The organism is uncultured Chloroflexus sp. (genome assembly GCF_937951745.1).
Taxonomy (GTDB): domain Bacteria; phylum Chloroflexota; class Chloroflexia; order Chloroflexales; family Chloroflexaceae; genus Chloroflexus.
In genome coordinates, this window is the sequence record NZ_CALFBQ010000007.1 from 26,046 (window position 1) to 39,670 (window position 13,625).

Sequence of the window (13,625 nt, forward strand, 5' to 3'; positions counted from 1 at the left end):
CCAATGTGCTAACGCAGCGCAATGATATACAACGTTTCGCCGCGGGCAGCCGCCGGTGCGCCATCGATCTGCACGACCGGCGCCACCTGATCGCTCCATCCGATCAAGTAGATGTCATCGCCGGGTAGTGCCGGGCCGTTCATGAATGGATCGAAGCGACTCGACACGTACCAAAACAAGTTTTCGAGCACAAAGGTATGGCTAAACAGACTCTCTGCCTCGATGGGCATAAAATCGTGCAGAAAGTTATCATTGTCGATACTCAGATCGATTGCGACTTCAGCGCCGGGAGCCAGCGCGCCGATCCACTGCATATCATTCCGATGCACCACCATCGCATCGCGTAAGGGTATCGAACTGGCGTTGGCGAGGGTTCCAATCCAGCGCTGGCCATTCAGCGCGATTTGGTGGCGGATTTGCACTGGGCTAGTTGTCATTTGTTCGACGATCAAGGTGCGGAAGGCCGCCGCATCCAGCAAGAGGTCGGGGATGGTGAGTCCGGCATCGCTATGTTCGATCACAAGGCGTTCGTCTATCCGCAACGGTGTGACGAGAGCCGAGTCGGCAAAGGTCAAGGTATAGCTCTGCCGTTGCGGCGCAAAGATGCCGGCAAAGGTCGTAGCTGTCGCCTCGCCGCCGGTGGCTGCGCTTTGCACGATCGCCAATTGCAGCAGTTGGGTTTGCGTGCCGCGCAGCGCAAAACTCATTCCGTAAGACGTAGCCAGAAAGATGACGACAAGGAGCGGTGTCGTTACCCAAGCCCATTCTAACCGGCGCAACCGGCGCAGGGCGAGGAAGTTGATCGGGCCGATTACGATGATGTATACGCCAATCAATGCCAGCAATGCCATCGTGGAGGGAAGCGGGAAGAGGCTGGTGTTTAAACTGCTTTGCAGCAGGTCATTGAAGCTGAAACGGAAGGTAGCACCGATATCGAGCCGCGGTTGCAGGTCGAGCACAGTTGCCCACACGTTGCTCTCTCCCGGCCATGCCCGCAGCGCGGCGAGATCGAACGAGGCGAAGATGATCTTACCGGCGCCGATCGTTATTTGGCTAATCAGTCCATCGTTGGTCAGCGTTTGCGCATTAGGCCGGAGCGTCACCGTATTGGCGGTGAGCGATGGCACGAAGTTGCTGATCCCGCTCAGATTCGCCAATCGCTCCAACTCGCCAACCGGCGCATCGCGGCGCAGCGGCCCTACCGTGACCGGCAAGACATCGGCAAACGCGCGGATCGCCGTCTCGCCCACGGCGCCGCCACCGATTAGCAAGGTGCCTCCTTGCTGCACCCAGAGGATGATCGCGTCACGTTGGGCTGGCCGTAAATCCGTGGTCAATTCCCGTACAACCAGCGCGTCGAACGTTTTTAGCAAGAGCGGATCATCAGCTAGCACGGTAGGATTGAGCGGCAAGATCACTGCGCGCCGTCCGCCGTCAAAATCGGCAGTGGCAATGCTGCTCAATACGGATGGATCGGCGCTGAGTAACCCGATTGTCATCAGATCGTTTCTCAGTTGATTGAGGTTGATCCGCTGGCGGAAGATCTCTGACCCATCAGCGGTAGCGACGAGCTGCGCCGATGATCCCGACTGCATCACCGGGAAGGTAATCTGCTTGCGCGCGCCGCCGGGCAAGTCAATTGCATACCGTTGGCTCAGGATGGCATTGTTCAGATCGCGCCATTCGAGCGTCACCCGGCGATCAGGCCCGTCATTGGCGAGTGTGACCTGTACCGGAAACCAGTGGTTAGTGCGGAAGGAACCCTCGCCATCAATACCGGCCTTCAACGAGATGCTAATCGGTGATGGCGGTTGGGCAGCGACGGGGAACGGCGCTAACAACAGCGCCAACAGCAAGATCAAACCAAGATACCGGATCATGCAGACTTCTGCTCCTCGGTAGCGCGCGGTTGCTGATCATCGTGGCTTGGTGGCGTCCTATTCCCTTGCAGTGGGAGCAGTTCAACCATTGCGGGCGGCGATTGGCCGGCAGCAGCGGGTGCTTTCTCATCTCCCGGTGGTAAGAGCAGTGTGGTTGTCGCCTCTGGCGCTGGTGCAATATGCGTGGCGCCATTGGGATGAGGAGAGAGGATTTCATTGTGCCGTTGCTGGGCAAGATGATAATGGCGCAACAATTCGAGCATATCATTCAGCGAGCGCTCTTTTTCGCTCCGCTTGAACATGACGTAGTAGTCATTAATAATCGACACGACATTGCGCGGGTTAGGCACGTGCGTAAACGTGAACTTGCCGCCGCTGCCTGCCGTCTCGACCACAACATTGCCGTAGCCGAGCAGGTTGCTGACAAACGTCGTCTCAAACGAGACATTGGTAATCGCACCGAGACTAGCGGCGCGCCGATCTTCGGGGCCGATCGGTTTCTTCTCTACGTCAATAATGTTGGTGGGGGTGAGAATGTACACATCGTTGCGATAATCCTCCACCTCCCACGCCGACCATGCCAGAAATGCGATCACGAGGGCAATGCTCAGCACCGTCAGCCACACGGGCGGTAACAACCCCCAACTCCCCAGCAACACGATCAGAATCCAGCCAATGAAGAGCATCACCAATGGCGGAAAGATGCCTTGCAACAAAAATAGCCAATGTTGGCGCCAGATGATGGTCTCTTTTTCAGCTTGGACTTCCGGGTTCGGCGGCAAGATCCAGCTCAACCATCCCAAACTTGGCCGTATTTCTGGCAGCGGGCGCTTCACCTTGGGCGGCGGTTCATTATACACCCGAGTTTCGATCATCTTCTCTAAATCGGCTTCGCTCCGTTTGCGCCGGTTTTCATTCACCTGCGTCATAATCCGGCGCTGCATCTCCTTCGGGTTGCGCGCACCGTGAAACACGATGTTGCCGCCAATCCGGGCCGATTTCACTTCGATCGTGCCATACTTGAGCCAGTGTTGTGGGTAGGTCTTGGTGGCCGCCTGCACGTCTTGGATTTCTTCGATGAAAATCTGTTGCTGGATGCGCTGTTCGAGCAATTTAGGGATGAAGACTTGGTCGTTATCATACACAACACGGCGGTTGGTGAGAATCAGCTCATCGTTGAGCCAGTCGTAGACGACGAAGAAGACAAAGAAGAGACTCACCGTCGCTAACCCTATCAGCAGCAGGTTAAGCGGATCGAAGGCTTGGCCGAAGAAGCGACCGGGATCGATATAGAAGATGCGTCCGCCATTGTAGCGGAAATAGATTAAGCCGAGTACGGCCAGATTGGCTGCCAGCAGCACCCGGCCCGGATTAGGATCTTTGCCGCCGCGCACCCACAACGCCACCCAGAAGAGCATCAACACCGCTTCGATCAAGACCAGAATAATGTTGAAGAGATCGAAGCCGGTTGGCTCGCCGGTTTCGGTGACGAGAAAGCTGCCACCGATCGCGCGATAGATCGCAATGCCGCCAAAAAAGCTAATTCCCAACAATGGGATAATAAGCCGTGACAGGAGAATGACCCAATGCCGGCCCGTCACGTAGAGAATCTGCTCATTTTCCGCCAGATCGAGGGCGGCATCGGCGTCTTCATATAAAAGCTGGTCGATGAGATTGCCGAGCTTCATGGCGTTCTCCCCTTCTGCAACCCGCAGCGGGGCGAGTGCTTAGTGCCCGCTCTCAAGCGCTTGTTCGCCATGCACAAATTGGCGCAGCACCCATGCCACCTCTTCATCGGGCGATAACCCGTCGTTCACCAATACAATCGCATCGGCAGCCGGTTGCGACACGTGAGCATCGAGCGCGTCACGTTCGGCCAATGCTGCGGCAATCTGATCGAGCGGCAGATCAATATTGCGCTGGCGCAGATCGGCCAACCGCCGGCGGGCCCGTTCGGCCAGCGACGCCTGTAGGTAAATCTTGAGGTCGGCGTCGGGCATGACCACCGTGCCGATGTCGCGCCCGACCATCACCACCCGCCCACGGCGGCCAATGATCTGTTGTTGGCGCACCATTTCGCGCCGTACCGCCGGGAAGCGGGCTGCACGCGAGACGATCCGTTCAACTTCTGGCGCCCGAATCGCCCACGTCACATCCTCGCCATCGATCAGGACCGTGTATTGCCTCCCGTCGGCAACGGTTGGCGGGAGCACATCAATGGCCAGCCGGTGCGCCAATTCCGTCAGCGCCGTTTCGTCATCAGGATCGATGCCGGCGCGCAGGGCAGCTAACGCCAATGCGCGATACATCACGCCGGTATCGAAATACAGATAGCCGAGCGCATTGGCCAACAATGCGCCGAGCGTGCTTTTGCCTGCGGCTGAGGGGCCGTCGATTGCGATGGTTTGTGGTACGCGCATGGCTTCATTGTAGCATGTCAGCGGTGATTGTGGCTACTCCCACTCGATCGTTGCCGGCGGTTTGGAAGAAATATCGTACACGACGCGGTTAACGCCTTCGACCTCATTGACGATCCGGCTGCTGACGTGGGCTAGCAGTTCATACGGCAAGCGCGCCCAATCTGCCGTCATATAGTCTTCGGTTGTGATGGCCCGCAGCGCAATTGTCACCCCGTAGGTGCGGCCATCACCCATCACGCCGACGCTCTGCACCGGCAGCAGCACCGCAAACGCCTGTTGGGTAGCGCGATAATAGCCGCTCGCGCGCAGTTCATCGAGGAAAATCTTGTCGGCTTGGCGCAATATCTCTAACCGCTCCCATGTGACTGCGCCGATAATTCGCACCGCCAAGCCGGGACCGGGGAAGGGGTGCCGCCAGACCCACTCTTCGGGCAGGCCGAGCTGTAAACCGGCGGCACGTACTTCATCTTTAAACAAGTAGCGTAGCGGTTCGACCAGTTTCAACTCCATATCGGCAGGTAAACCGCCGACATTGTGGTGAGTCTTGATCTTGGCCGCCTTGGGTCGGTCAGGCGCCGTCGACTCGATCACGTCGGGGTAGAGGGTGCCTTGGGCGAGAAACTCGACCCCTTCCAGCGCGCGTGCCTCGCGCTCGAAGATGCGGATAAACTTCTCGCCGATGATCTTGCGCTTCTGTTCGGGATCGACGACCCCCTCTAGGGCAGCGAGAAACTCTTCGCAGGCATCGACCGCGATCAGCGGCACATGGAAATGTTCGCGGAAGGTGCTGATCACTTGTCTGGCTTCACCAGCGCGCAAAAGACCGTTATCTACGAACACACAGGTCAACCGGTCGCCGATGGCGCGATGGATAATCAACGCTGCCACCGCCGAATCGACCCCGCCAGAGAGGGCGCAGATCACGCGCCCCTGCGGGCCGACTTGCTCGCGCACTCGCTCGACCGCTTCGGCTACGAAACTGCCCGGTTGCCATTCGGGTTGGGCGCCGCACAGTTTGGCGAAGTTGGCTAGCAACGCCCGCCCGTACACCGTATGCACCACTTCGGGATGGAACTGGACGCCGTACCAGCGCCGTTGATCGTCGGCGATCGCGGCAAACGGCGTCGCCGGGTTCGCCGCGATCGAGCGAAACCCAGCGGGCAATTGCTCGATCCGGTCGCCGTGGCTCATCCAAACCGGCTGCTCGGTGGGCGTATCGGTAAAGAGCGGGTGCGGTTGGGTGACGGTAATCATCGCCGGGCCGTACTCGCGTCCGGCTGGCCGGTTGACGACCCCGCCGAGGGTGTGGCTGATCAATTGCATCCCATAGCAGATGCCGAAAACTGGCAGATTACTCTCTGCTAGCCACGCCGGCAAGGTAGGTGCATCCGGTTCGTACACGCTGGCCGGCCCGCCGCTCAGCACGATCCCAACCGGGTTGAGGGCGCGCACCTGCGCTTCGGGCGCATCGTGCGGCAATAGTTCGCTGTAATAGCCCAATTCGCGCAGCCGGCGCACGATTAATTGCGCTGTCTGCGAACCAAAATCGAGCACGGGTATGCTGTGTGTGGTCATGATATACCTTATGCTGGTAGCGTGTGATCGGTGATTAGCCATCAATATGCGAAAGGGCGCAGGTTGCTGCGCCCCTCTCGCATCGCTACCGGCATTATAACAAACTTTTTCTTAGCCGGTTGAGACGAGGCGAAGGCGCGTGTGAACGTGCGGAACAGGCGTTATCGACTCACCCACTGCGCGCACTTCTTCTTGCTTCAGTTCGGCAAAAATCGTTGTATCGATGACCGAATTGTCGCCACCATAGGGGTTTGGCGCATACCCGTCAGCGTTCCAGTCGTTATGCCATTCGTTGTCATTAATCAAATAGCGGTACTGGTAGGTGCGGCCAGCTTCAAGGTCAAGCGTAATCATCCAGCCGTGTTCGGTGGCGCGTAGCGGGGTAGCGTGGCGATCCCAACCGTTAAAGTCGCCGACGAGGTAGATGGTGTCGGCCCATAATGCTGAAGGCAGTGAAAAGGTGACACGCACTTTACCGGAAGGGTCGAGACGTTTCGTGATCATGGCCAAACTCCTTTGTCGGGCCGTTGGTTTGACAACATTGTCACAGTTTGATTGCCATTATAGCACGGCTGCTGCGGTGAGTCGAGGGGAAGAATACTTGTCCAATCCCAACCATCGTTTGCCGGCTAAGCAGAGGAATGTCGGCTCGCTCATTGACCCGCGGCAAATGGCAGTTCGGCGATGATGGTCTGGTTGCGCCCATTCTGTTTGGCCTGATAGAGCGCCACATCGGCGCGTTGCGCCAGTTGTTCGAACGTTTCGTCGCGGGTATGCGTGCTGATGCCGGCGCTAAACTTGATGGCTAGAGGTTCGTTGTGAGCGGCTAACGGTGTGGTTAGCGTCTTGCCCCGGACGCGCTCGACTAGTTGCCGGGCTTGTTGCTGGTTGGTTTCTGGCAGTAGCAAAATGAACTCTTCGCCGCCCCAGCGGGCAAAGATGTCTTGGGCGCGCTTTTCCGCCGTCCAAACTGCCGCGAAGTATCTTAACACTTCGTCGCCGGTGTGATGGCCAAACCGGTCGTTGATCGCTTTAAAATGATCAATGTCGATCAAAACCAGTGCTAGATCGTGCTCATAGCGTTGCGCGCGCCCGAGTTCAATAGCAGCCAGCCGCACGAATTCACGCCGGTTGTAGATGCCGGTCAGGGGGTCATAGTTGGCGAAATGTTGCAATTGGGCTTGCAGATGTTTGAAGTCGGTAATCTCACGCCACACAATCAAATGCCCGAGCAGTCGGTGACGTAGATCGTAAATTTGGGTCACTTGTAGGTCGAGCACACGCCCCGTTCGTTCGAGGGTGACTTCGAGCCGCTGGTCGTGATCGAGCGGAAGCTGTTGCAATGTGACCGGTAATTGATCCCGCAGTTGGTTGAGCGAGTCTCCAATCGCGACATATGGCAACCATTGTTGACCCGCTAAGTTGATATCAACGATCCGCTTGTTGGCATCGAGCACTAACACGCCATCTTTCATTTGTTCGATGACTAAACTGCGCGCTATCGGCACAACATCGAATAGGCGATAACGGAACAAGGCATACGCAAAGAGGCTACTTGCGATTGAAAAGGCAAAGGGCGTGTTATCGGTTCCCGGCAGCGGATTGATACCGGTGACGAAGATGATGCTGTTGGCCCACGTGATGGCAAAGCTCAGCAAGACGATCAGAATCTGTTTGCGGAAGATGCCGTTGGCTCGCGCATAACCGGCGGCCAGAATGCTCAGACTGAGCAACAAGAGCAGATATGAATAGATGACATTGCTCCAGAACAATAGACCGCCGCGTAAAATCACGCCTTGATAGTTGGTGCGCAACCCGGCAAAAAAGAGGTTGTGCCACTGGTCAGTCCATAATGCCAGCAAGGTGAGGATTGGCTCAATCGCCATCACGAGAAAGAAGGGCCAGCGCAGCAGCCGTGAGGAGTCGAACAGGCCACTGATCTGGATCGCAAAGATGAAGATGAGCGTTGGCGTGCTGACGACGCCAACGTAGGTCACATCAACCCAGAATTGGTCAGTGGGCGCCGGTGCGTCAATCCAGTACAACGCATAGGTGATGTCCCACCAACTGAGGGCAATCAGGAGTAATCCTAGAGTGATGGCGTCCGGCGAGTGGCGCGCAAGTAGGAAAATCTGCAAGGCTAGGATGAGGCATATCAGCCCGATTGCGAAAAGCGCTGTCCCATACCAGAGCACTGGTGGAACTAAGGTGGTAGTTGCTAGGAAGAAATGCTCTGGCAAGGACTAGCTCCTTTGCGCTGATGGTTGGGAGTGGAATGATTGGGGAGTGCAGCGGCAACGTGTACGGATCAAGTTTGGCTTATATCATACCGCAGTGTAGATGCACGTTGAGGGGTGAACAAGTTCACGCGGAATAGTGGTGCTATAAGATTTGGATGCGGCAGGATCACTGCCGCACTCCGTATGATTTCGCTGTGATGGTGTTGCCACTCACGCTGCGTACACCGGCGTACACCAGTGGCGGTACGCGCCGATCCGTCCGCGCACCACGTCGGCGTACAAATTGACCAGCATCGTACCGATCGGGCCGATCGCACCGGTACCGATCGGGCGGCGGTCAATCTCGATAATCGGCTTAATCTCGGCCCCGGTGCCGCAGAAGAAGGCTTCGTCGGCGACGTAGAGTTCGGTGCGGTCAATCGGCGCTTCCCGCACCGGAATGCCCAACTGGTTGCGAGCCAGTTCCATTACCACCTGCCGGGTGATACCTTCGAGAATGTCGCCGCTGGTAGGCGGCGTGATCAGCACGCCATTGCGCACAATAAAGAGGTTCGCTGCCGACGCTTCGGCCACGTGGCCATCATTGCTGAGCACGATCGCCTCGTCGTAGCCATTGAGCAGCGCCTCGCTCTTAGCCAGCGCCGAGTTGAGGTACGAGCCGCAGGCTTTGGCCCGCGAAGGAATGATGTTGTCGTCGATCCGCCGCCACGATGAGATGCATGCTCTGATAGCTGAACCGGCGAGATACTGGCCGAAACCGACTGCGAACATGGTGAAGCTGTCAGTCAGATGATGCATCTGCACCGCAATCGCCGGATCGCTCTTGTAGAGCAGCGGGCGAATGTAGACATCTTCGCGAAACTCTTCGCGCCGCAGCAGATCAATCGTAATGTGGCACAGTTCATCAACACTGTATGGCAATTTCATCAACAAAATGCGGGCCGAGCGGTGGAGCCGCTCCATGTGTTCGCGCAGACAGAAGACGTAGAGCTGTTGGTAGTCAGGGTTCCAGTAGCCGCGAATACCTTCAAAACAGCCAGTTCCATAATTGAGCGCATTGGTCATCACGCTGACCTGCGCTTGCTCAATGGGTACAATCTCTCCGTTAAAAAAGGCGAAACGATTATTGGGCACGGTGGTTATCCTTTCTTGGCTAACAAGGTGTGGCACCTATTGTAAAACATCGATGCCGATGCATGGTAGCGCCGGTAGCGCGGCGTATGCTTTGTTACCGCTGTTGCACCCCGACCAGATGGGCGGTGGCACGACGTTGTTGCAGGTAGTTGCCGAGGATCATCAAACCAATCGCGCTGGCCAACCCGATACAGGTGAAGGCGATCCACGGCAGGGCCGGCGCTTGGAGCGCATTGGCGAGGTCAATCAGCAGGCCGCCGCTGAGATTGCCCAATCCGCCGCCGACAGCCAAGGCCAGCGCGTTGACGCCGAAGTATGAGCCAAGCGCGCGCGGATCGGCCAGTGCTGCGGTCACACTCTGTTGCGAGGGGGTAGCGAGGAGAGTGCCGAGGGTGAAGACGATGACGCAGCCGATCAAGCGTGGGAACGAGTCGGCCAGTGCCACCATGCCCAGCCCCAACGCCATCAGGGCAATGCCAAGAATGAGAATGCTGAGCGGGCGCAGCCACCGTTCCAAGAATCCGATTAGCGGCAATTGCAATATGACCGTCATCCCAGCGTTGACACCATAAATCCAGCGCACCGCATCGGCAGCGTTGGCCAGCCGTTCGCCGGCCAATGGTAAGCTGATGGTCAGTTGCACCCACATATACCAGAAACCCATCAGCAGGGCGGTGAAGATGAGGAAGGGTCGGTCGTGCAACGCCAGCCTTAAGCCGAAGCCGAGGCGGCTACGGTCGGTGGCCGTCTCGATCGGGGGCAAGAGCAGGCTCATCGCGCCGATCAGGGCGAAACAGGCTGCCGCCGCCAGCGCCACGGTACTGAAGCCGAATTCGAGCAGTAGTGATCCTGTAAAGGGGCCAATGACCATGCCTAGCCCGCCGCCAACGCCGTTGATCGAAAAGGCGCGCGCCCGTTCGTCTTCGGTGGTGAGGGTGGCGATCCCGGCCCGGCTCGGCGCTTCAAACAGTGCGCCGCCCAACGCCGAGAGCAGCATAGCGAAGAACAGAAACGGCGGCGTGTTGGCGAACGCGAGACTGGCAAAACCGGCAGCGCGCACCAAGACGCCGGCAGTGATCAAGCTGCGCCCGCCAAACCGATCTGAGAGCACGCCGCCGCCGACGCTGACCCCTTGCTGCACCAATTGGCGTAACGCTAGCGCTATTCCTACCGTTACCGCGGCAAAGCCGAGCGTTTGCACGTAATGCACCGACACCAGCGGGATGACCATAAAAAAGCCGGCATACATCATGAAGTTGATGACGATCAAGAGAATCAAGCCCCGGTAACGGGCGGCGCGCGAGAGGGTCATGGCGTACAACTTTCTGATCCGTCAACTAATCTCGGTATACAGTACCATAGCCGGTTGTGGTTTGCGATCAATCGTTGGATGGATCGTTGCGTCCCTCATCCCCTGTCCCTCTCTCACTTCGTGGGAGAGGGGCAATCATTGCGTTCGGCGGAGGGTATGGCTTGGCCGGCAGTGCAGCGGCTCACCCTCGCCCGCCGTCAGGTGGGCGAGGGGGCTGGGGGGTGAGGGAAGCTGCCGCCGGACGAGTTGCCCCGCGAAGGGCGCGGAGGACGCAGCGATCCGTTTCCTAATCCTTCGCGCCCTCTGCGTTCTTTGCGGTAAAATACGTTATCCCCACCTCCCTACACCCCCCTCCCCACTCCCTCAGCACACACCACCGCTACCGGCCCGCTTGGCATCTGCGTCAACACCACCACTAACGCCCGGCGACCCTTCCCGCTTAGTTGGCGCGCCAGCGCATCGGGATCGAGGGGCGAACCGCGCTTCTTGACTGTCACCGGCCCGGCGTTGAGGTCGCGCAGCAATGTGCGCAGCCGCTTGAGTTGGAACGGAATCCACGTGATCACCGGCCATGCGCGGGCAAATGGCGTCGGGCGATAGGCCGGTGCGGTGAGGTAAGCAATATCGGGCGCGAGTTGGGCTGCGCCGAGTTCGGCGGCCAAGGCGGCCACCAAGCCGGCGCGAATCACCGCCGGGTCGGGTTCGTAGAGGATGGCCAGCGGTGCGCTCAACGGCGGTGGCGATGCGGCGGCGTCCGCCATTGTTGCCGTTGCACCATCGCTGCGCAGCACCGTCGCTCGCCGGTTGGCCGTCGCCAACGGCCCGCACCAGAGCACTGCTTCTTTCAGTTCACCATCAAGTGAAACAAACTCCACCTCGGCATCAATCGGCAGGTGTGCCAGATCAATCCCCGGTGCCAGTTTCACCGCCAGCGCTGCAGTCTGTTGCCGCCAACCCAGCACGTGACTAAGCGGCGGTTGGAATGATTCAGGATCGAACACGCGCCGGTCGCCGGCGCGGCGGGCCGGATCGCAAAATAACGCCGATGCCGGTGGCGGCGGTTCACGCAGCAGATCGCGTTCAAGGAACGTCACCCGTTCGCTCAGCTCTAGCGCCGCAACGTTCGCATGCGCCAGCGCCAGCCGCACCGGATCGCGATCAACGGCTATCACCTGCGCGCCGGCGGCGGCCAAGGCAATCGTGTCACCACCGATGCCGCAGCCGAGATCAGCTACCAACCCAGCTTGGGCCAAACGCTGCGCGCGTTGGGCTGCCACTGGCGCTGCTGATGCCTGCTCAAGCGCCTCGCGGGTGAAGAGCATGCGGTCGGCATTGGGAAACTTGGTCGCCGCTTTTCGTCGCAGCAATGCCTGCTCAACTGCTGCTCGCGCCCGTTCAGCAGGCAAATGGCGGCGCAACCGGCTCAATTCAGCCAAGACATCACTCTCGCGCAGGTCGCGTCCGGCTAGGTCGGCCAGCAGTGCCGCGCCTGCGGCTGAACGCAGCCAGTTGATGAGGTCGAGATCCATAGTGAGGTGACGTTTATAAATGGCTTTCCTGCAACTTCTCGCGTTGCGCTGCGTAGTATACCCCAAACCCACCGCAAGCGCGGTACAATAAATGAACGAGATCAAATGCTCTCTGGGGAGGTTCTGTGATGCGCAGGATTAGCTGGTTCATCCTTGTTGCTTTTGTGTTGGCGGCTTGTACTACTCCAACCACCCAATCGCCAACCGCTACAGTCGCCCTGCCGCCCACAACGGTGCCAGCCACCAATACACCGGTGCCAGCGCCGAGCGAACCAACGCCGGTTACCGGTGCATTGACGCCGGAAGCGGTTGCGTCTGGTATTCAAACGGCGCTCGATAGCTATGTCGAAGCTTACAACACCAACAACATTGAACTGCTCCGCTCAGTCGTTGACCAGACTAACGCCCCATTCCGGCGCTTGGTCGAAGAGCGGTTCAACACGTTTCAACAATCATCGTTCAGCGGTTCGCGGTTTAGCCGCATGCGCGTGCTTGAAGTCAAGCAACGTGAACACGGCTTCTGGCAGGCGGCGATCGATGATGGCGGCTACCGGCGTGACATTCTCTTCTGCCAGATGGAGGATGGACGCTGGGTGATGAGTGAGCCGACCGAAGAGCAGTTGGGTGCGAAGATCAAGATTGACAACGAGTATTTCACGCTCAATACCTACGAATGGTCGGCGGAAGTGAATGAGGTGATCGAAGATATGGTGCTGCGGGCGCGCCAACAGGTGATCGATACCCTTGGCCGCACACCTGAAAATAAGTTCAATGTGTACCTGCGCCCAATCTTCGGTATCACGCCGCCGGTCAATCCCAACTCGCTGGCGTGGTACTCTGCCGGTTCGCGCCCGCGCAACGATCGGGTTGATATCTTTGCCCCCTTCTCGTATGCCTTTGGCTTCTACGATCCGCAGGCCGGTTGGGAGGAGGATTTGTACGGCACGATTGTGCATGAATTGACCCACTGGGCTTATACTCGCGCCTTTGCCCAAGAGTACCGGATTACCGACTGGATGAGCGAAGGGTTGGCTGAATATGTCTCAAACAATCCGCGCCGCAACGCAGTGAGTGCCGCAGTGCGGATGGGTCGGATCATCCCGCTGGTTGATCCGAATGGTGGTGTGCGCCCGCAAGATATGGATCACATGACGACGCTCGAAGTCGATCGGAGCCTTGCCTATGGGTTTGCCTACTCGCTCGTGGCCTATATCGTCGAGACGCAGGGCGGGCTTGATGGCTTCTGGCGTCTTGCCGCGGCAGTGCGCGATACGCCGGGTACCGGGATCGAGTTCTACGATAAGGCGTTGCAGAAGGCGTTTGGCATGACCTACGCCGAATTTGATGCCGGCTGGCGGCAGTGGCTGCAAGAAAATTATTGACCCAGTAGCGATGGCCGGCCGTCTCCTCAGCGATGGACACGCCCACGCAGCGGGAAGGGGGGCGGGCGGTAGAGGTAACGCCATCACCACGTCGCAAAACGTAGCGCCGGACGGCCTTCCGGATCCGCTACCGTACATTGAGCGACAGATGGC

Annotated in this window: 10 protein-coding genes; 1 reads left to right on the forward strand and 9 read right to left on the reverse strand. The window is 58.5% G+C overall.

The annotated features are described in order from the left end of the window. Positions 1–8: 8 nt before the first annotated feature. The 9 genes from Q1A59_RS02350 to Q1A59_RS02390 form a co-directional block, all read right to left on the reverse strand. A complete protein-coding gene (locus tag Q1A59_RS02350; protein WP_299643685.1) occupies positions 9–1,880 on the reverse strand; it encodes a hypothetical protein in 1,872 nt (623 codons plus the stop codon). Continuing rightward, positions 1,877–3,568: a PH domain-containing protein gene (locus tag Q1A59_RS02355; protein ID WP_298404610.1), complete on the reverse strand. Its 1,692-nt coding sequence runs from the start codon at positions 3,566–3,568 to the stop codon at positions 1,877–1,879. Before Q1A59_RS02355 ends, Q1A59_RS02350 begins: the two co-directional genes overlap by 4 nt. Before the next feature lie 39 nt (positions 3,569–3,607). Beyond that, positions 3,608–4,300: a (d)CMP kinase gene (gene cmk, locus Q1A59_RS02360; protein ID WP_298404608.1), complete on the reverse strand. Its 693-nt coding sequence runs from the start codon at positions 4,298–4,300 to the stop codon at positions 3,608–3,610. Positions 4,301–4,333: 33 nt separating this feature from the next. Continuing rightward, positions 4,334–5,875: a glutamine-hydrolyzing GMP synthase gene (guaA, locus tag Q1A59_RS02365; RefSeq protein ID WP_298404605.1), complete on the reverse strand. Its 1,542-nt coding sequence runs from the start codon at positions 5,873–5,875 to the stop codon at positions 4,334–4,336. Positions 5,876–5,986: 111 nt separating this feature from the next. Further along, positions 5,987–6,379 (reverse strand): isoamylase early set domain-containing protein, encoded by a 393-nt coding sequence (locus Q1A59_RS02370; protein WP_298404603.1) that lies wholly within the window; start codon positions 6,377–6,379, stop codon positions 5,987–5,989. A gap of 149 nt (positions 6,380–6,528) precedes the next feature. Continuing rightward, positions 6,529–8,115, reverse strand: a complete 1,587-nt coding sequence (locus tag Q1A59_RS02375) for a diguanylate cyclase (protein ID WP_298482283.1) — start codon at positions 8,113–8,115, stop codon at positions 6,529–6,531. A 210-nt stretch (positions 8,116–8,325) separates the two neighbouring features. After that, the gene (locus Q1A59_RS02380) at positions 8,326–9,249 is read right to left on the reverse strand and encodes a branched-chain amino acid transaminase (protein ID WP_298404597.1); all 924 of its coding nucleotides are present in this window, start codon (positions 9,247–9,249) and stop codon (positions 8,326–8,328) included. Positions 9,250–9,343: 94 nt separating this feature from the next. Then, a complete protein-coding gene (locus Q1A59_RS02385; protein ID WP_299643691.1) occupies positions 9,344–10,561 on the reverse strand; it encodes an MFS transporter in 1,218 nt (405 codons plus the stop codon). 341 nt (positions 10,562–10,902) lie between these two features. Beyond that, positions 10,903–12,090: a THUMP-like domain-containing protein gene (locus tag Q1A59_RS02390; protein ID WP_298404592.1), complete on the reverse strand. Its 1,188-nt coding sequence runs from the start codon at positions 12,088–12,090 to the stop codon at positions 10,903–10,905. A 128-nt stretch (positions 12,091–12,218) separates the two neighbouring features. Here Q1A59_RS02390 and Q1A59_RS02395 point away from each other — a divergent pair, with 128 nt between their 5' ends. Further along, positions 12,219–13,472: a hypothetical protein gene (locus tag Q1A59_RS02395; RefSeq protein ID WP_298404590.1), complete on the forward strand. Its 1,254-nt coding sequence runs from the start codon at positions 12,219–12,221 to the stop codon at positions 13,470–13,472. The last annotated feature ends 153 nt before the right edge of the window (positions 13,473–13,625 follow it).

Excerpts from the sequence above, each read along its gene's own strand:
- Q1A59_RS02350 (WP_299643685.1), bottom strand. The coding sequence starts at position 1,880 with ATGATCCGGTATCTTGGTTTGATCTTGCTGTTGGCGCTGTTGTTAGCG.
- Q1A59_RS02355 (WP_298404610.1), bottom strand. The coding sequence starts at position 3,568 with ATGAAGCTCGGCAATCTCATCGACCAGCTTTTATATGAAGACGCCGAT.
- cmk (WP_298404608.1), bottom strand. The coding sequence starts at position 4,300 with ATGCGCGTACCACAAACCATCGCAATCGACGGCCCCTCAGCCGCAGGC.
- guaA (WP_298404605.1), bottom strand. The coding sequence starts at position 5,875 with ATGACCACACACAGCATACCCGTGCTCGATTTTGGTTCGCAGACAGCG.
- Q1A59_RS02370 (WP_298404603.1), bottom strand. The coding sequence starts at position 6,379 with ATGATCACGAAACGTCTCGACCCTTCCGGTAAAGTGCGTGTCACCTTT.
- Q1A59_RS02385 (WP_299643691.1), bottom strand. The coding sequence starts at position 10,561 with ATGACCCTCTCGCGCGCCGCCCGTTACCGGGGCTTGATTCTCTTGATC.
- Q1A59_RS02390 (WP_298404592.1), bottom strand. The coding sequence starts at position 12,090 with ATGGATCTCGACCTCATCAACTGGCTGCGTTCAGCCGCAGGCGCGGCA.
- Q1A59_RS02395 (WP_298404590.1), top strand. The coding sequence starts at position 12,219 with ATGCGCAGGATTAGCTGGTTCATCCTTGTTGCTTTTGTGTTGGCGGCT.